Origin of the sequence: Providencia sp. NPDC089933 (assembly GCF_049545585.1) — a bacterium.
GTDB classification, from domain to species: domain Bacteria; phylum Pseudomonadota; class Gammaproteobacteria; order Enterobacterales; family Enterobacteriaceae; genus Providencia; species Providencia huashanensis.
The window spans coordinates 184,690-203,463 of the sequence record NZ_JBMWDT010000005.1; the positions used below are offsets into that span (position 1 = coordinate 184,690).

The window sequence follows — 18,774 nt, forward strand, 5'->3', positions numbered from 1 at the left end:
AAATATCATGACTCGCTAAACAATGTTTCCCTAGATTAGGGGCTTTTAGTTAAGTGACTTGTAAGGCCTGATTTTACTGTTCAACAGGGGTCAGGCCTTTTAATTTGGCGCTATATCACTGACAAGGTAACTTTGATGATACCTTACTACCTTAGTTCCCTCTCATTTATGCCATGTCATCCGTTTTTTTGAAACCTAATCCTAATAAAGTACATATCCCTATTGAATCAAAATACCCCTTAAATTTTACTCGTCACATCTAGGCCTAACGTCATCTTACGGGACGCGCACGCATGCTGTTAGTTTAGTGCGTAAGCAACCGTGAGTTCACTTTGACCTCAACCCCATATCTGATAATCTGTGCTTATAAATATCTATTGATAGTTAAATATAATGATAAATAAGTTTAAAAACCTAAAGTTCTTTGAAAACGAACCACTAGTTCATCATTTAAACTACACACTGACAGAAACCGAGGTGAAGAACATACTGAATGGTTGGCTACCCTTATGTATGGAAGATAAATGGCTCTCTTATAGTGAAGAGGGTTATGTTTATGTTCATCGAAGCTGGACTGGGCATTTGATGTATAAGTTTGCCATCCGCAATAATGTTATCAATAGTGTGGAAATTGCGATGGATGATTTTGTCGATATGACCAACGAAAGAAAAATAGAGGTTTTCTTATCGCTCTTACCCCATTTATCAAAAGAGCATTCAAATGACTGGTCGTAGTATGAGGTTTCTGTAAAGGCGCTGCGGCTCTATCTTAGCCCCTAGAAAGAGGGAGTGGTGAGAAATCAACGCGCCTAAAGTCGCCAACAAAATTGGACACTTTATCGCTAAACAGCTTATAATACCCATTCACCTTACCAAATTACTCAACTTAGTAGGTACGCCCCACGATGAATTAAGCACTGCCAGAAAATATTTTCCAATACCAATTTGGTATTCATTTTTCTGTTCCTGGCAGGCAACCACTTTCATCGACGCTTATTGATAAGTCAACAACGTTGTCTGTCCTCGCAATTTTGGAGGTGCATATGACTGTTGCTTGTCACTTTTCACAACTTAATATTGAATTTAACCAAACCGCCCTATTTCCCCCACTGAGCGGGACTTTATCTTGCCAAAAAAACGCCTTAATCGGGAATAATGGCACTGGTAAGTCGGTTTTAATGCGACTTCTTGCACAAACTCTCCCCCCTACACAAGGTAACGTACACTGGAATATTCCCTTTCTCCACGTCGATCAGTTAACTCGATTAGCGGGTGATACATTGGTTGATGCTTTAGGCATCTCTGAGATTTATTATGCATTTGCCCGCATTGAATCAGGAAATGGCACCTTTGATGATTTCGAACAGGTTGAAGATAAATGGCATTTGCCATCTCAATGGGAAAATCTATTGGACTCAGCCAGACTACCCGTTTCCATGGAAACCCCTATTGCATCTTTAAGTGGTGGCGAACGCACACGTCTCGCCCTTTGCCGTGCTTTTTTGCAGAAAAATAGTTTTCTATTACTTGATGAACCCGATAATCACTTAGATGCGCAGAGTCGACAATGGCTAAGTGAAAAGTTATCTGAACATACCGCTGGGTGCTTAGTTATATCGCATAATCGGGCATTGCTCGGGGAGATGGACGCCACCTTTGAGCTAACCGCTAAAGGGTTGTATGAATATGGAGGGAATTATGACTTATACGACACTCAGAAAAACTTCGAAATAGCGGCAATTGATGCACAAGCCGAACGTTTAGAAAAACAAATTAATCAAGAGAAAAAACAACAACAGATCACATTGAAAAAAGCGGCTCAACGTAAAAAACAAGGAGAGAAGATTCGTTATGGTGGTTCTCAATCCTTGTTACTACTTGATATGCAGAAAAATCGTGCCGAAAAAAGGCAGTCAAAAGTTGCCGACCGCCATCAGCGCGTAATGGATAACTTACAAAATCAGCAACAAGAAAACCATGAAAAAATTCGCCATATCAAACCGCAAAAAATGGCGATTAACTACCAAAGTGAGGGAAGAAAAGTAACCGTTTTCGCTTCTGAATTAATGTTACCTTATGGCCATTCATCACCACTTTCATTCACTATATACAGTGGAGAACACTGGCATATTCAGGGCAACAATGGTTGCGGGAAATCCACGTTACTCAAAGTATTAATGGGGTATCTTCCGGCGGTCTCAGGAGAATATCGTTTAAGTGGCACAGTGTGTTATTTAGATCAGCATTTGAGTTTACTGGATAAATCCTTGCCGGTTGGGGAAGCACTTCATCAATACCAACCATTATTCTCCGTTGAACAATGGCGCACACAGCTTGGTATGCTACGCATTCGAGGGGAGAAATCATTACAGCCACTAACACAACTTAGTGGCGGTGAACAATTGAAAGCCACCTTGTTAGCGCTCACTCATAGCCCTAACCCGCCGGCTATTTTGTTACTTGATGAACCCGATAACCATCTGGACTTGGACTCAAAACAGTTACTTGAGGACTTACTCAACGATTATCAAGGTAGTTTATTACTGGTTTCTCATGATGAAGCATTCATTGAACGGTGCAATATCACCAACACGTTAACTCTCTCTGATGATTAACACTATTGGCCACCATAACCCACGGTGGCCAATTTTTAACGAATAAAGGTGTTTTTTACTCGGCTAGACACCAAAAAATAGGGGACCCATAAGGCGCAGTAGAAACTCCCATTAATCGCTGTAATCACATTCGAATAATTAACTTCAATACCGAATGTATAGGGGAAAACAAAGCGAGCCACAATAATCATCACGGTATACAGTAACATGGTAATGATAAATAACCATTTCGCGCTTTTTTTCCATTTTGCTGCAGCAATAAATGTCCACAGAAACAAGGCTATCAAAACCCCATAGCCTGTTTGTAACAGGTAAAACCCTGTCGAAAAACCAGCAACATAAAAGTCAGAATCAGCTTGTGTCGCTAATGGCCAAACGGTTTTTACTTGTGCAATATCTAGCAATAACATCATGACCGTTTTGTATAACATGTAAAATAACCCTATAACGGGTAAAATCAACCATCCACTGACCCCTTGTAGTGGTTTTTTCGCAACCGTCTGAGAAACACCTTGTACTATTGGCTGCCCTATTTGAGTGGTTGATTGGTGCGTATCCATTCCGATAACCTTTATGAGTTTTGCATTTTTTGTTCAATAAATGCTTTGAGTATAATAGCCTGATTATGTTGCGTGTCTTTTGCACTGTATAATAACGTTAAACTCCCCTGCTTTGCTTGTGAAACTAACGGCTGCCATGCCGTTGTATGGTTTAATTCTTGCAGGTAGTGCTCGGTAAATTGTACAAATTGATCAGTGTGTTGATGAAACCATTTTCGCAATTCATTTGTTGGTGCGACATCTTTATTCCATTCATCATGCTGTAAGTCGGTTTTTTTGATCCCCCTTGGCCATAGCCGGTCAACGAGTACCCGGTAACCATCGTCATCTGCAACAGGGTCATAGACTCTTTTACACTTAATCATCATGCCTCCTGCTTAATAAATTATCGTTGAAACAACACAAACTAGTTCACAAACGTATTTTTAACGCGTCTTGATACTAAGAAATAGGGTATCCAAATAGCGCAACCAATTAAACCTCTGAATATATCCTTAATATCTGAGGCATCCACCGCTATACCTAACAAACTACTCGCTAATAGAATATCCGTGATGGTCAAAGCTAAGGAAAAAAGCTGGAAAAAAATATACACTTTAATCGTCAACATTTTCTTAGTAAAAAAGACGTAGCAAAGAAAAAGTAAGACAGCATATAAAATAACGTTACCTAGCACTTCGAAGTAAATCAGCTCTTTAAATAACGGAATAAATGAATCGGATTGTGGGTTAGTTAGTTCATGCCAATATTCGATCACTTGGGCATTTTGGCTATAAATTACAAAAGGGAGCACAATAAGAGACAGCACGATCCCTAACATAGGCAAAATTAGCCACCCACCAATCCCTTTTAGTTCAGGGGTAGGTTTTGGCGGTGGTGTCGAAGTACTATCTGGTAAACTCCCATTTTCAATTTTCATCTACACGTCCTTATTAGAGATAACCATCATGTCATTACAAAAATAATAGACTTAAGTAAGATAGCATATTTAATTAATAAAAAATGAGTAACTAAATGCGCTTAATCACAATATATAGTGAACAAAGAAAAATCCTATAAGGTCTTAATAATGAAAACATTTTTAGTTAAACTCCCCCTACCCTCACATTATCTTTCTAGTGATTTCTTCGCCTTTCATCTTAGAGACCAACAAAATGTCGCAGAAATTGTTGAAGGAAATACCTTGCACAAAGGATTAATCTGGCAACAACAAGCTGCAAAATTAAATTTAATGATTAAAAATCAGCAAGCAACGCTATCACTGGAAATTGACTCTCCAACCGTTATACCTCAAGAGTCTGAGCTTCATTCTCTCGCAAAACATTTATTAGGATTAAACCAACCAGTTGAACAGTTTGAAGCGCAATACATGACAGACCCAATAATTGGAAAACTGATTAAAAAACAACAGGGATTAAGAATTTATCAATCAGCTAATGCCTTTGAAGCCTTAGTTTGGGCTATTATTGGTCAACAAATCAGTGTTCATGCCGCAATTGCAATTCGCCGAAGATTTATCCAAGCAGTTGGGCTTCAACATACCTCAGGAATTTGGTGTTTTCCGGATGTACTGCAAGTTTCTCGAGTTAGTGACGATACCCTTCGCCAAGCAGGGTTTTCAATTGGTAAAGTCGTTGCTCTGAGAGCGCTTTGTGACGCAATAGAGAACCAACAAATTGACTTATCACAGCAAATAAACCATGAGAACGTAAATTTCATCACTGAACAACTATTACAAATTAAAGGTATTGGTCCTTGGACGGTTAGCTATGCACTCCTTCGTGGATTTAATTACTTAAATGGCTCTTTACATGGCGATGTTGCGGTCAGGCGTAATTTGCAAACGTTGCTGACTAAACAAGAGCCACCAACGGCTAAGGAAACGGAAAAATGGCTAACACAGTTTTCTCCTTGGCGAGCCCTTGTTGCCGCCCATTTGTGGCGTAGTCAATCTGCTGCGGGTTATTAACCCTCAGCTAAAAGTTAAGGTAATGACCTGATTTAATTCATTTTGGCCTTATGTTTTATTATCTGAATCGCTTAAATTTTATCAGGTAATAATTATGGATAATTTCAATGTGGGTGCAAACCATTTACATCATGTTCAAGGTGACAGGCTTTTTGACGATGAACTACCTAACGAAGCCGACGAAATATGGGGCCATATAAGAGAATGGTTCTCTCCCAAATTAGAACCCCTTGCATATGAATGCCTTAATGATTTTTATCATGTTGATCTATTAGTCACACCGCCTGAGCAACTTGAAAGCTTTTTGACATTAAAATCATTAGCTTCACAAGGGCATCAAAACAATTTTACGACAGAATATGTAAGGGGAATGGAGGCCGCTGAGTGCACTATAATAAACGCCACTCATGGTCTAGCTGAGTCTGTCCTCATACCATTAAGTGAACCTGAATATTTGGGGAGTTTGGCAGACTTTACAGCAAGAAGGTAATTCCTTTTCACTTATTAAATATTTTTCTTGGAAGGCCATACCGCTTTAAATTTAAGGTCATCCCCTGATTTGATTTCTTATAACTTTATATTTATATCGCCCAGAAATAACCAGTATTTATAAGGGGGTAACATTGAATAATTTTAGCATTGGTCATAATAACAACCAAATTAATAGTATTAACAATCATATAGGTACATTCCAATTAAATACTCTATGGCAAGCGATAGAAGAATGTTTTCCACCAGAAACTCATGAACGAGCAAATGAACACTTTAATAATCTTTTTTCGAATGCTAGGTTACAACCGAATGAGCAACTAGCAATTTTTTTGACATTACAATCATTAGCTTCACCCAGTACCCAAAGTAATTTTAGAACTGGCTATTATTCAGGAACAAATACCGCTACCTGCACCATAGATACTTTTCGTCAAAATGGTTCCATGTGCATGGATATACCATTAATTGAACGCGATTATCATGCTGAACATCTTAATTTTGCTTTAAATAGCTGGGTAAATAACGCGCCGATAGGAGAGAACCGAAATGAGGCTGCCGATATAATACAACGATGTTTTGCGCAAAATAGCGATAATATTGATTTATCAAACCAGAATATTAGTAGTTTACCCACTTTTCTACCACCTAATTTGCGTTCGCTTAATGTGGCTAATAATCAGTTAACCTCCCTGCCCATATTTTCAGACTCACTAATAACATTAAATCTTTCTCATAACCAGCTAACGAGTTTGTCGAGTCTTCCTGAAGATTTAGAACGATTAAATATCGCTAATAACCAGTTAACCAACTTACCAAGACTTCCACTTTATATGGTTAGCTTACAGGCCAATAATAATCAATTAACCAACATGCCAATGCTGCCATACGCTTTATCTGATTTAAACGTATCGAATAATCAGCTGACTTACCTACAAACAAGCCAAACACCGCTAATAACCTTAGATATTTCTCATAACCAGTTTACTCAGCTTCCCTATCTACCCCCTACCCTAAGGGAACTGTATGCATCCCATAACCCATTAGTTAACAGCCCTATCATTCCTGCTGGTTTAGATTCTGATTTATAACGCAGTACCAGAAACAACAGATTTGCTGAGCTATAAAGTCGATATCTGAAGGGGAAATTTAATCCTAAAGCCACGTTACTCTGACTGACTCGTAAACAGTCACGGTGCCACAAACACAGAAGCCCAACTCAGGCGAATTGGGCTTCTGATGACTAACAATAACGTTTTAGCGTAACCAGTTAGTTTTCACTAATTGTACAACTTCGTCACCACGACCAGTCATAATCGCTTTTAACATATACAAACTAAAACCTTTTGCTTCTTGAGCTTCAATTTCTGGCGGCATTGACAGTTCCTGCTTAGCAGTCAGTACATCAACTACCACCGGACCATCATGAGCAAATGCGTCTTTCAAGGCTCCCTCTAGGTCTTCGCTTTTTTCAACACGGATCCCTTTGATACCGGCAGCATTGGCAATAGCGGCAAAATTAGGGTTATGTAGATCAGTCCCTGCGGTTAAGAAACCTGCAACCTTCATCTCCATCGCGACAAACCCAAGCACCCCATTATTATGGATAATAATCTTCACTGGCAGTTGCATTTGTGAAAGGGAAATAAAGTCCCCCATTAACATACTAAAACCACCATCGCCACACATCGCAACGACTTGGCGTTTCTTATCAACCGCCTGTGCACCAATAGCCTGTGGCATCGCATTCGCCATTGAACCATGGTTAAATGAGCCGATAAGACGACGCTTGCCATTCATTTTCAAATAACGCGCAGCCCAAACGGTTGGAGTGCCAACATCACAAGTGAAAATAGCATCTTCCGCAGCAAGCTCACTGATTTTTGTTGCCAAATATTGTGGGTGGATCAACCCCTCATGCCCCGGTTTAGCAAGGTCATCCAACCCTTTACGTGCCTCTGCATAATGTTTTAAAGCACCGTCGAGGTGTTTTGTTTCCTGCTTGATCTGTAAATGAGGCTGTAACGCATCAAGTGTCGCTTTAATATCACCAATTAACCCCATATCAATATGGCAGTGTGACCCTAAGCTACCTGCATTAATATCAATTTGAATGATTTTTGCTTCATTGGGGTAGAAAGGACGGTAAGGGAATTGAGTTCCTAATAATACAACAGTATCCGCATTCATCATGGCGTGGTAACCTGATGAAAAGCCAATTAACCCAGTCATACCAACGCTATACGGGTTATTCCATTCAATATGTTCTTTACCTCGTAAAGCATGTACAACAGGAGCTTTCAGTGTTTCAGCTAACTTAACCACTTCATCATGAGCACCCGCGCAACCATTCCCACAAAACAGGGTCACATTCTTAGATTGATTAAGTACCTGAGCTAATTTTTCAATTTCACTACGCTGAGGCATGATTAACGGAGCTTGAGGCTGATACCATGTTTCTTTTGCGGTTTCAGGTGCATCTTTTAATGCTACATCACCGGGTATCACAACAACAGACACCCCTTTATTCAAAATCGCTTTACGCAGGGCAATCCCTAAAACCTGTGGAATTTGTTCTGGATTAGACACCATTTCACAGTAGTGGCTACATTCGCGGAACAGTTCTGTAGGATGCGTTTCTTGGAAATAATTACTGCCGATTTCACTTGATGGAATATGCGCTGCAATCGCCAATACTGGCACTCGATTACGATGACAGTCATACAACCCATTGATAAGGTGCATGTTACCTGGTCCACAGGAACCTGCACACACTGCCAAGTTTCCTGTCAACTGGGCCTCTGCCCCAGCGGCAAAAGCAGCAACCTCTTCATGGCGGGTTCCTAACCATTCGATAGCACCTTGACGGCGTAAGCTATCGGTTAAGCCATTCAATGAGTCTCCAGTAACGCCCCAAATACGTTTAACACCTGCATTATCAAGTACTTTTGCAATATAGGATGCAACACTCTGTTTTTTCATATTGGCACTCTTTTAAATCGCATGTTATACACAGCATATTTTTTCCTAAAATAAACTGCATATTATTGAGGTAAGCAACAAAGTCCTTCTTTATATTCTGCCACTCTCGTTTATAACTAAGCATACAAATGACTGACTATTTAATTGATTGTAACTAAGTCAATTCTGCATTCCTACTTGTCTAGCTGATTATAAAAAAGAACAACATAATCCACCGTTATTATCAAAAGAAGAAGGTACTGACAGCACAAATTAATTAGCGAAGGGTTACAATACACTTTCAAATAAATAATTCTTAGAGAGTATTATTTGCTTTTTTGCTACCCATCTATATATGACTATCAACAATAAAATAATGATTCAATTATTTAATATTAGCCACCGAAACTTACCCGTGAAAATAATGATTCTGATCAAAATAGTGCCATTTATCCGCTAGGCTTACGCTTAAACGACCCTCTATTTTTTCTAAAATAATAGCTGTAGCTGTATTTCTGAATAATTTTGAACCTAATAATTTATTGGAGTTTACAGGTGATGAAAGGTGGTCAGAAAAAACAACAAGCGCTTTACGATAAGCGGATTTTGACTTAAGTAGCATTATCGCTTGCTCAATAACTCCTTGTATTTCTAAGCAATATGTATTCACATCAATACATAAACAATTATTTTTAATATTCAATTTATTATGAATGACAGTTGCTTGAGTCGATGAAAAAGACTTAATCATTGTAGAGGCAAGGATAAGAACATCAATATCATCATCCTTGATAATTGGTTTTGCCGCATTAATTAACATCGTTAACGCGTTTTTATTTGATGAAAACATAATGTGAGATTTCTTTGAATGAAGATTTATCCGTCTCTGATTGTCTCTTCTTGCACTCAGGCATTCCTCTACAATGCAATTATTTTTACTTATCAAGAATGGTCGATAGATATTAATTGCTGAAATTCTTATTGTACAATTCATGATACCCTCCTATGATGCACTAATATTTATCATAGACGGCTTTTCTTATTTTAAAATACAACACATTGATTAATATGATTTTAATAGTATCACTAAGAGGCTATTTAGCCAGTAAACTATGACAATACAACAGTAACAATCATAAAATACACTTTATGAAATTAGCGCTTAGCCTCCCCTTAATAACTAGCATAAAATACCTATATTTTACATTTAAGCGATATTAATGTAATATTACCCTCGGATTTTATAACTTAAGGTGATCTTCTTGCTGTATTTACAGGACAAACTCTCTCATTACTCTACCCACAAATTCCCTGCTTTAGGCCTGTTATTCAGCGCTACATTAAAATATTAAAAACTTATCTATTACTTAAACAACGACTATTCTAAATAATAAGGTTTTGCATTTTATTCAGATATGAAAATCCACATCTTAAATGCAGTTGTTTTGGTTGTTCACATTCAAATAAGAGGATGGTTTCATGAAATTCAAGAAGAAAAAAGAAAAACCGTTAAATATTAGTGATATTACAATAATTGATGACGGGAAACTTAAAAAAGCAATTACCGCCGCTTCGCTGGGTAATGCGATGGAATGGTTTGACTTTGGTGTTTACGGCTTCTTAGCCTATGTCTTAGGTCAGGTTTTCTTTCCGGACGCATCACCGAGCGTTCAGATGATTGCAGCATTAGCGACTTTCTCAGTACCTTTCTTAGTTAGGCCTTTAGGTGGGGTCGTATTCGGGATACTTGGCGACAAATACGGTCGTCAGAAAGTGCTTTCAATGACCATTATTATTATGGCTGTAAGTACCTTCTGTATTGGTTTAATTCCCGCTTATGAAACGATTGGTATCTGGGCACCCATACTGCTATTAATTGCTAAATTAGCTCAAGGTTTCTCTGTGGGTGGCGAATACTCCGGTGCCGCTATATTTGTTGCTGAATACTCACCCGACCGTAAACGTGGGTTTATGGGAAGCTGGTTAGATTTCGGTTCTATTGCTGGCTTCGTATTGGGTGCCGGTGTTGTGGTGCTTATTTCCAGTATCGTTGGTGAGGCTAACTTCCATGATTGGGGGTGGAGAATTCCATTCTTCTTAGCATTACCATTAGGGATCATCGGCCTTTATCTGCGCCATTCCCTTGAGGAAACGCCTGCATTCCAACAACATATCGAATCATTAGAGCAACAAGATAAAGCTAATATTCAAGATCCACCAAAAGTCTCCGTGCGTGAAGTTGCATCTAAGTACTGGAAAAGCTTACTTATTTGTGTTGGATTAGTGATAGCAACTAATGTAACTTATTATATGTTGCTTACCTACATGCCAAGTTATTTATCACATAACTTAAATTACTCGACTGACCATGGTGTACTCATCATCATTGCAATTATGATTGGTATGCTATTTGTTCAACCGATTATCGGTTTAACCAGTGATAAAATTGGCCGTCGCCCATTTGTTATCACTGGTAGCGTAGGGTTAATTCTTTTAGCCTATCCAGCATTTATGTTAATAAATAGCGGTTCAGTTGGCTTAATTTTCCTTGGCTTATTAATTCTAGCTGTTTTACTGAACTGTTTTACTGGGGTTATGGCATCAATTTTACCGGCGATTTTCCCAACGCATATTCGTTACAGTGCCCTTGCCATCGCATTTAATATTTCCGTGTTAATTGCGGGTGCCACTCCAACTGTTGCGGCTTGGTTAGTTGAATCAACTACCGACTTGTATATGCCTGCTTATTACCTGATTGTAATCGCACTAATTGGCTTATACACCGGTATTCGAATGCCAGAAACAGCCAATAAACCATTGCGAGGGGCAACACCTGCGGCATCAGATAAAGCAGAAGCAAAAGAAATTTTAAGTGAGCACTTTGACAATATTGAGCAAAGAGTTGAAGATATTGATCAAGAAATTGCTGAGCTTGAGAAAAAACGCCAATCTTTAATCAACCAGCACCCTAAATTAGATTAAACACTGTAGGGCCTGAAATATGGCCCTTCTGCTTTTTAAACACAACGAATAAAACTGAATATCCCAAGGAGGGAGGCGATGGCAGCCAAACAAGTTTGTCATCTTATCTGGTTCCGCAATGATTTACGGGTCACTGATAACAAAGCACTATCCTCTGCTTGTGCGGACCCCCAAGCCAATGTTATCGCCCTCTTCACCGCCACGCCGGAACAATGGCAACAACACGATGTATCGCCAAGGCAAATTTCGTTTATCCACCAGCATCTCATTGAATTACAACGTTCTCTTGCCAAATTAGGTATCCCATTAGTTTGCCAAACGGTGGCGAATTTTATGGATGCGGCCGAGTGGGTATTAAACTATGCTAAAACTCAGCAAGCTGATGCCTTGTTCTTTAATCGCCAATATGAATGGAATGAAAAACAAAGGGATGACTGGCTGGTAAAAAATGCTCATGGAATGCATATTCATGCTTTTGATGATTTTTTGTTATTGCCGCCGGGTTCTGTGACCAACCAAAAGGGGGAAATGTACCAAGTGTATACCCCTTTTCGTCGTGCCTTTCTCACCCAATTAACCGCCACAGACTGCCGTTCATTGCGTGTACCAAACAAAAGAGCCGACTCTTTAAATATCAAAGAAACCGCCCCTTTATTCCCACATGAGCACATAGCGGTTTCCCAGCAATTCCCTATTGGTGAACAAGCCGCCTTAAAACAGCTAAGGCAGTTCTGTACTCAACACGTCACACGCTACCAGCAAGATAGAGATATCCCCTCTATTCACGGGACCAGCCAATTATCGCCATATCTTGCCATTGGTGTACTGTCACCTCGGCAGTGTTTTAACCGGTTACAAGCAGAAAACCCAGATGTTTTAGATTACCCTGATAGCGGTGCATTCACTTGGTTAAATGAATTGATCTGGCGTGAATTTTATAGCCATTTACTCGTCGCATTTCCACGTCTTTGTCGCTATCAGCCATTTATTCAATGGACTCAACATATTCATTGGAATAATTCATCAACTGATTTCGACGCATGGAAAACCGGAAAAACAGGTTATCCTATTGTTGACGCCGCCATGCGACAACTTAATGAAACTGGTTGGATGCATAATCGCTTGCGTATGATTGTCGCAAGCTTCTTAGTAAAGGATTTGCTTATCGACTGGCGCAAAGGTGAAAAATATTTCATCAGCCAACTGATTGATGGCAGCCTAGCCGCAAATAATGGTGGTTGGCAGTGGTCTGCATCAACGGGGGTCGACGCTTGCCCGTGGTTTCGTATTTTCAACCCAACAACCCAAGGGAAAAAGTTCGATGCCCAAGGGAAATTTATACGCCGCTGGCTGCCAGAGCTAAATAACGTACCCGATAAATATATTCATACCCCCCATGAATGGTCTCTAATCAACAATACACCTCTCGATTACCCAGAACCGATTGTTGACCATAAGCAAGCCCGTTTAGCCACTTTAGAAGCTTTTGAAGCAGGGAAACGTAATAGTCTAAAACAGTAGGCTGTTTAAAATACGATAAATCGCAAAGTTATTATTTGCGTTAGGGGATATCATACGGCGCTAACAATAAGGAGTATATATGAACGTTATCTTACAAGTTGATTTCCCCTACCAAGGGCCTTGGGGCGCAGAAATGACCATAGCAATGGATGAATTAGCCAATTCGATTAACCAAGAACCTGGCTTTGTATGGAAAATTTGGACAGAAAACCAGCAAACCCAACAAGCCGGTGGGGTTTATCTGTTTACTTCTGAGGCTGATGCCAAAGCTTACCTACAAAAACACAGCGCACGCTTGAAATCATTTGGTATTCCTGAAGTTCGTGGTGAAATTTTTGCAGTAAATACTGCGCTTAGCCAATTGAACCAAGCACAGTTTATAAGCGAGTAATTATTTACTGGCGCTGAAATTCGAATAGCATCACATCTGAGGTAAATGAGCCATCTTCCTGAACCGCAAAATGGCTTTTTACCTCATGACTTAATGTTTTTTGATATTGACGGATCGCATTAACCAAAAGCTCTGGAGTTCGCATCCGCTCAACCCAACTGGTAAACTCCAGCGGCAAACGAAAACTTTTGACCCCACTGACGAACAACCCTGCGTTATTGAGCATACCAGACCATTCACCCGCCGAATAATCTCGAATATGTGAAGTATCACGGAGAACTTCAACCGTTTGCAGATAAATGTCTAACAACGGGTGCCCCGGAGAAACAACATCAATAAAAATGCCTTTTCCTGCAGGCTGTAAAACACGATGCACCTCACGCAGCGCTTTTTCTACGTCATGCCAATGGTGCGCTGAATAACGGCTAATCACCATATCAAACGAATTATCTTCAAATGGTAATGACTCCGCAGTCCCTTTGCATGTCGTAATATTGTTGAGCCCGCGTTCCTGTGCATTTTTAGCGACCACATTGAGCATCGAATCCGATAAGTCATAGGCAACCACTGACTTTACTAACTGAGCCGCATGAAAGCTGGCATGACCCGCACCACAACCTAGGTCAAGCACATGTGCCTGCTGACTCGCTTGCAGCAATTGCTGTAAAATCTGTAAGTCTTCACCCTGCGCATGAACTTGGCTGGTTAAATACGAATTAGCCTGCTCGTCAAATTGTTGGTAAACCGCTTGGTGGTGCGTTTTCATTTCACTTTCCCTAGGTCAAATTAACAATAACTCAATAAAAGCAGAAAATGATTGAAAAAGCACCTATTTATTCAACCAATAGTTTGGCAACAAGTAATGACTAAAAATCCCCTTCCCGTCGTTCCACTAAGGTTAAAATACTGTATAACGCCACCACTGTGTTGTCCTGATTAAAGACTTGCACATCCCATTCAACCACGCCATTTGGTGTATCTTCAGCAAGTTTTTGCGCTTTTTTAATCTTTTTCTTGCATGTTAGGCGAACTTGGATCGTATCACCAATTTTAACAGGTTCAATAAAACGTAGGTTTTCCATTCCATAATTAGCGATGACAGGCCCAACACCCGCATCTACAAATAACCCTGCCGCAGCCGAAACAACAAAATACCCATGAGCGATGCGTTCACCAAATAAGGATTGCGCCGCACCAATTTTGTCGACGTGTACATAGAAATGGTCACCACTCAGGCAAGCAAAATGAGTAATATCCGCTTCTGTCACTGTGCGTCTTGCTGTTAGCAGCGTATCGCCAATCACGAGGTCCTCAAAGTGTTTGCGGAATGGATGCACTACGTCAGCAACGGTATCTGCGCCCCTAATCCATTGTTTTGTAATAGAAGTTAACATCGATGGGCTGCCCTGAATGGCTGTACGCTGCATATAGTGTTTCACTGCCCGAAGCCCGCCAAGCTCCTCACCACCACCCGCACGCCCAGGCCCACCATGTACCAATAAGGGGAGTGGAGAACCATGCCCTGTTGACTCCAACGCTGAAGCTTCATTTAAAATCAGCATCCGGCCGTGAGCCCTTGCGCTCATACGGATTACCGATTGAGCTACTTGCGGGTCTGCGGTCACTAATGTCCCCGCTAAGCTTCCTCCCCCTAAAATGGCTAATTGTACAGCCTGCTGAATATCATCATTGTCATAGCACATTAAGGTTGCGACTGGCCCAAAAGCCTCGGTTTCATGTACCGCATGGTGTTTAAAAGGTTCCGCACAATAGAGTAAAGTTGGTGGATAAAATGCCCCATTCTTGGGGTCTCCCCCCACAATATCCAGTTGATTAAACTGCCCACCACACAAGACTTCACAGCCGTTTTGACGCAAATAGTCGACTTTGTCTTGCACATCTTGGCGCTGTTCTAAGTTAATCAATGCCCCCATACGAACCCCTTCAACCGCAGGGTCACCCATCGTCGTGCTCGATAAACGCTTAAGTAGCGCTTGCTTGACATTTTCAAGCTGATTTTTGGGCACAATAACCCGACGAATAGCGGTGCATTTCTGCCCTGCTTTTGCCGTCATTTCACGAACTACTTCCTTAATAAATAAAGCAAATTCAGGTTGTTCCGGATGTACGTCATTCCCTAATACCGCGCAGTTTAGTGAGTCTGCCTCCATGGTGAATGGAACCGATTTCGCAATAATTGTGGGATGTGATTTTAGCTTCTGCCCTGTCGCCGCAGAACCGGTAAATGTCACGACATCTTCAAAATCAAGGTAGTCAAACATATTACCCACACCACCACAAACCAACTGGATCGCCCCTTCGGGAACCAGACCACTCTCAACCATTAGCTTCACCATCGCTTGAGTCACCTGCGCGGATGCTGTTGCAGGCTTGATAATCGCAGGCATACCAGCCAACCACGTTGGAGCCAGCTTTTCCAGCATCCCCCAGCAAGGGAAATTAAACGCATTGATATGCAAAGCAACTCCACGACGAGATGTCAAAATATGACGACCAATAAATTGCCCTTGTTTCGATAGCGGGATCATTTCATCTTCTGGCCAAATAGTATCATCTGGTAATTCACGGTTTGCTAACCCTGAATAGGAGAATAAAGTGGCAATCCCCCCTTCAATATCAACCCAACTATCCGCTTTCGTCGCCCCGGTTTGTGCTGAAATAGCATAGAGGTGTGCTTTATGTTCTAGCAGGTACTTCGCCAATGATTTGAGCATTTGACCACGTTGCTGAAATGTGAGTGCAGACAAGGTTTCACCACCCACTTTTCGACCATATTCTAAGCTATCCGCTAATGGCAGCCCCTCGGTCGTTACCGTATATAAGGTTTCATTCGTCAGAGCATGGTAAATTTTCCGCCCTTCCCCCTCACCTTGTACCCACTTCCCCATAATATAACTTGTTAAATGTGACATATTCCTCTCCAGAAATAAAAACACTAAATAATATTTGATTGCAAATATGTATCATAAATATAAGCATAGATGCCAATTTAAATTTAACAAATTAAAAACATTTCCGCATAAAAACCATCTTTCATATTAAAACCACATCAAACACACCGAATATAACTAACTGTTTATATTGATTTAATAATTATTAATTGTGAGGCGCATCGCAAAAGCAGGTTAATAAACATTGACCTTTTTGTTAACCATTCCTAGCATTAATGTTAAATAAATATGATTCATCATTCTAAAATTATATTTAATTTTCGAATCACTTAATGGAAAAATCAATGAGCGAGCAAAATCAGGCTAACTTCGAAGCCAAAATCGAAGCCGATATTTCCATCGAGCCCAAGGACTGGATGCCCGATGCTTATCGGCAGAACCTTATCCGCCAAATAGGCCAACATGCTCATTCGGAAGTGATTGGCATGTTACCGGAAGCAAATTGGTTAACACGCGCACCAACACTGCGCCGCAAAGCTATCTTACTGGCCAAAATTCAAGATGAAGCAGGGCATGGTCTATATCTGTATAGCGCAGCAGAAACCCTCGGTTGCTCTCGCCAAGACATTTACCAAAAACTACTTGATGAAAAAATGAAGTATTCCTCCATTTTCAATTACCCCACATTAAGCTGGGCTGACATTGGTGTAATTGGTTGGTTAGTCGATGGGGCAGCCATTGTGAACCAAGTGGCTCTGTGCCGCGCATCATATGGGCCATATGCACGCGCCATGGTGAAAATCTGTAAAGAAGAAAGTTTCCATCAACGTCAAGGTTATGAAGCAGTTATGGCGCTTGCACAAGGAAGTGAAGAACAAAAAGCAATGCTGCAAGATGCAATAAACCGCTTTTGGTGGCCTGTACTGACCATGTTTGGCCCAAATGACTCAGACTCACCGCATAGCGCACAAAGTATGGCTTGGAAAATCAAGCGCTTCAGTAATGATGAATTACGCCAAAAATTTGTGGATAACACAGTTCCGCAGGTTGAAGCACTCGGCATGACTATTCCTGACCCTGATTTGGTTTGGGATGAAGAACTTGGTCACTACCGATTTGGCGAAATTGACTGGGAAGAATTTTATCAAGTCATTAAAGGTAATGGCATTTGTAATCACGAACGTGTTGGTGCGAAACGCAAAGGATGGGAAGACGGTGCTTGGGTACGTGAAGGCGCAATGGCACATAGTCGCAAACAAAAAGCCGTTAAATCTGCCGCTTAACTCATTTAACCACTTACTGAAAAGGAAAACCCCATGAGCAATCAAGATTGGCCACTGTATGAAGTTTTTGTCCGTAGCAAACAAGGGCTTGCTCATCGCCACGTTGGTAGCTTACACGCGGCCGATGACCAAATGGCGCTGGAAAATGCCCGCGACGCCTACACAAGGCGCAGCGAGGGCTGTTCGATTTGGGTGGTAAAAGCTGCACATTTAATCGCCTCACAGCCCGAAGACAAGAGCACATTTTTTGACCCTGCAGATACCAAAGTCTATCGCCACCCAACTTTCTATACCATCCCTGATGGTATCAAAAACATGTAAGGAGCTTACGATGGATCAACAACAACAGCTCCACCACTACACATTAAGGCTCGGTGATACCCCATTAATTCTTGCACAGCGCCTATGCGAATGGTGTGGCCATGCCCCTGAAATTGAAATTGACCTTGCACTGTCTAATATCGGCTTAGACTTATTGGGGCAAGCTCGTCATTTTTTAAGTTATGCAGCGCAATTAAAAGGGGCCGGATATGATGAGGACACCCTCGCTTTTTTGCGTGATGAAAGGGAATTTAGCAACCTATTACTCGTCGAACAACCGAATAATGACTTTGCCGATACCCTAGTGCGCCAATTCTTTATGGATGCTTATCACGTTCCATTATATGAATCACTGATTCATAGCCACGATAAACAACTCTCAGCGATAGCTGAAAAATCCTTAAAAGAAGCCCTTTATCATTTACGTTTTAGCCGTAATTGGATGATCCGCTTAGGGGATGGTAGCGAAGAGAGTCACAGGAGAATTCAGCGCTCCGTTGATGAATTATGGCGCTTTACCGGTGAACTCTTCCATGCAGACGCTATTGAAGTTGCACTCAGCGAGGTGGGCATAGCCGTTGACCCACGCAGCCTAAAAGAAACTTGGCTAAATACGGTCAATGAAACATTTGCCGAGGCGACACTCAACATACCTGAAAAAGAGGACTATCGCATCGGTGGTAAGCAAGGTAGCCACACTGAACACTTAGGCCTGTTATTAACACAGCTGCAATTTATGCAACGTGCTTACCCAAATAGCCAGTGGTGAC

Annotated in this window: 18 protein-coding genes; 11 read left to right on the plus strand and 7 right to left on the minus strand. The window is 40.9% G+C overall.

From position 1 onward, the window contains the following. Positions 1-393 precede the first annotated feature (393 nt). Together ACPEH5_RS09525 and ACPEH5_RS09530 are read left to right on the plus strand one after the other, a co-directional pair. Positions 394-735, plus strand: a complete 342-nt coding sequence (locus ACPEH5_RS09525) for a hypothetical protein (RefSeq protein ID WP_196299261.1) — start codon at positions 394-396, stop codon at positions 733-735. Between the two features lie 308 nt (positions 736-1,043). Beyond that, the gene (locus tag ACPEH5_RS09530) at positions 1,044-2,615 is read left to right on the plus strand and encodes an ATP-binding cassette domain-containing protein (RefSeq protein WP_210814124.1); all 1,572 of its coding nucleotides are present in this window, start codon (positions 1,044-1,046) and stop codon (positions 2,613-2,615) included. Positions 2,616-2,650: 35 nt separating this feature from the next. On the opposite strand, the gene ACPEH5_RS09535 is transcribed toward ACPEH5_RS09530, so the two are convergent. The 3 genes from ACPEH5_RS09535 to ACPEH5_RS09545 are packed head-to-tail and all read right to left on the minus strand — an operon-like array spanning position 2,651 to position 4,094. Continuing rightward, positions 2,651-3,175: a DUF2569 family protein gene (locus tag ACPEH5_RS09535; RefSeq protein ID WP_080750921.1), complete on the minus strand. Its 525-nt coding sequence runs from the start codon at positions 3,173-3,175 to the stop codon at positions 2,651-2,653. 11 nt (positions 3,176-3,186) lie between these two features. Continuing rightward, positions 3,187-3,540, minus strand: a complete 354-nt coding sequence (locus tag ACPEH5_RS09540; protein WP_042847782.1) for a DUF488 domain-containing protein — start codon at positions 3,538-3,540, stop codon at positions 3,187-3,189. Positions 3,541-3,581: 41 nt separating this feature from the next. Next, positions 3,582-4,094, minus strand: coding sequence for a DUF2569 domain-containing protein (locus tag ACPEH5_RS09545; RefSeq protein WP_048605477.1), 513 nt, complete (start codon positions 4,092-4,094; stop codon positions 3,582-3,584). A gap of 150 nt (positions 4,095-4,244) precedes the next feature. On the opposite strand from ACPEH5_RS09545, the gene ACPEH5_RS09550 reads away from it, so the two are divergent. The 3 genes from ACPEH5_RS09550 to ACPEH5_RS09560 all read left to right on the plus strand — a co-directional run bounded on the left by ACPEH5_RS09550 (position 4,245) and on the right by ACPEH5_RS09560 (position 6,724). After that, a complete protein-coding gene (locus ACPEH5_RS09550; protein WP_042847786.1) occupies positions 4,245-5,144 on the plus strand; it encodes a DNA-3-methyladenine glycosylase family protein in 900 nt (299 codons plus the stop codon). A gap of 94 nt (positions 5,145-5,238) precedes the next feature. Then, complete coding sequence (locus ACPEH5_RS09555) at positions 5,239-5,634, plus strand: hypothetical protein (protein ID WP_071547605.1); 396 nt, start codon at positions 5,239-5,241, stop codon at positions 5,632-5,634. A 133-nt stretch (positions 5,635-5,767) separates the two neighbouring features. Continuing rightward, on the plus strand, positions 5,768-6,724 hold the full coding sequence (locus tag ACPEH5_RS09560; protein WP_281110825.1) for a leucine-rich repeat domain-containing protein: 957 nt from the start codon (positions 5,768-5,770) through the stop codon (positions 6,722-6,724). Positions 6,725-6,890: 166 nt separating this feature from the next. On the opposite strand, the gene poxB is transcribed toward ACPEH5_RS09560, so the two are convergent. Together poxB and ACPEH5_RS09570 are read right to left on the minus strand one after the other, a co-directional pair. Next, positions 6,891-8,615, minus strand: coding sequence for a ubiquinone-dependent pyruvate dehydrogenase (gene poxB, locus ACPEH5_RS09565; protein WP_217008016.1), 1,725 nt, complete (start codon positions 8,613-8,615; stop codon positions 6,891-6,893). Positions 8,616-9,003: 388 nt separating this feature from the next. After that, positions 9,004-9,588: a hypothetical protein gene (locus tag ACPEH5_RS09570; RefSeq protein ID WP_166687024.1), complete on the minus strand. Its 585-nt coding sequence runs from the start codon at positions 9,586-9,588 to the stop codon at positions 9,004-9,006. A gap of 485 nt (positions 9,589-10,073) precedes the next feature. On the opposite strand from ACPEH5_RS09570, the gene proP reads away from it, so the two are divergent. From proP to ACPEH5_RS09585, 3 genes are all read left to right on the plus strand, one after another. After that, positions 10,074-11,576, plus strand: coding sequence for a glycine betaine/L-proline transporter ProP (gene proP, locus ACPEH5_RS09575; RefSeq protein ID WP_129466929.1), 1,503 nt, complete (start codon positions 10,074-10,076; stop codon positions 11,574-11,576). A 78-nt stretch (positions 11,577-11,654) separates the two neighbouring features. After that, complete coding sequence (gene phrB / locus ACPEH5_RS09580) at positions 11,655-13,097, plus strand: deoxyribodipyrimidine photo-lyase (protein ID WP_187550786.1); 1,443 nt, start codon at positions 11,655-11,657, stop codon at positions 13,095-13,097. A 79-nt stretch (positions 13,098-13,176) separates the two neighbouring features. After that, positions 13,177-13,488 (plus strand): monooxygenase, encoded by a 312-nt coding sequence (locus ACPEH5_RS09585; RefSeq protein WP_042847792.1) that lies wholly within the window; start codon positions 13,177-13,179, stop codon positions 13,486-13,488. A 4-nt stretch (positions 13,489-13,492) separates the two neighbouring features. Here ACPEH5_RS09585 and ACPEH5_RS09590 read toward each other — a convergent pair whose 3' ends face one another. Together ACPEH5_RS09590 and paaZ are read right to left on the minus strand one after the other, a co-directional pair. Then, positions 13,493-14,254 carry a class I SAM-dependent methyltransferase gene (locus ACPEH5_RS09590; RefSeq protein ID WP_048605480.1) on the minus strand — a complete coding sequence of 254 codons (762 nt, stop codon included), beginning with the start codon at positions 14,252-14,254 and terminating at the stop codon, positions 13,493-13,495. A gap of 100 nt (positions 14,255-14,354) precedes the next feature. Then, on the minus strand, positions 14,355-16,421 hold the full coding sequence (gene paaZ, locus ACPEH5_RS09595; protein WP_131680900.1) for a phenylacetic acid degradation bifunctional protein PaaZ: 2,067 nt from the start codon (positions 16,419-16,421) through the stop codon (positions 14,355-14,357). Between the two features lie 323 nt (positions 16,422-16,744). Here paaZ and paaA point away from each other — a divergent pair, with 323 nt between their 5' ends. Genes paaA through paaC form a run of 3 tightly spaced genes read left to right on the plus strand, consistent with a single transcriptional unit; the run spans position 16,745 to position 18,773 of the window. Continuing rightward, positions 16,745-17,683, plus strand: coding sequence for a 1,2-phenylacetyl-CoA epoxidase subunit PaaA (paaA, locus tag ACPEH5_RS09600; protein ID WP_042843391.1), 939 nt, complete (start codon positions 16,745-16,747; stop codon positions 17,681-17,683). A 33-nt stretch (positions 17,684-17,716) separates the two neighbouring features. Beyond that, complete coding sequence (gene paaB, locus ACPEH5_RS09605; RefSeq protein WP_004262911.1) at positions 17,717-18,004, plus strand: 1,2-phenylacetyl-CoA epoxidase subunit PaaB; 288 nt, start codon at positions 17,717-17,719, stop codon at positions 18,002-18,004. A gap of 10 nt (positions 18,005-18,014) precedes the next feature. Beyond that, positions 18,015-18,773: a 1,2-phenylacetyl-CoA epoxidase subunit PaaC gene (gene paaC / locus ACPEH5_RS09610; protein ID WP_281110826.1), complete on the plus strand. Its 759-nt coding sequence runs from the start codon at positions 18,015-18,017 to the stop codon at positions 18,771-18,773. The last annotated feature ends 1 nt before the right edge of the window (position 18,774 follow it).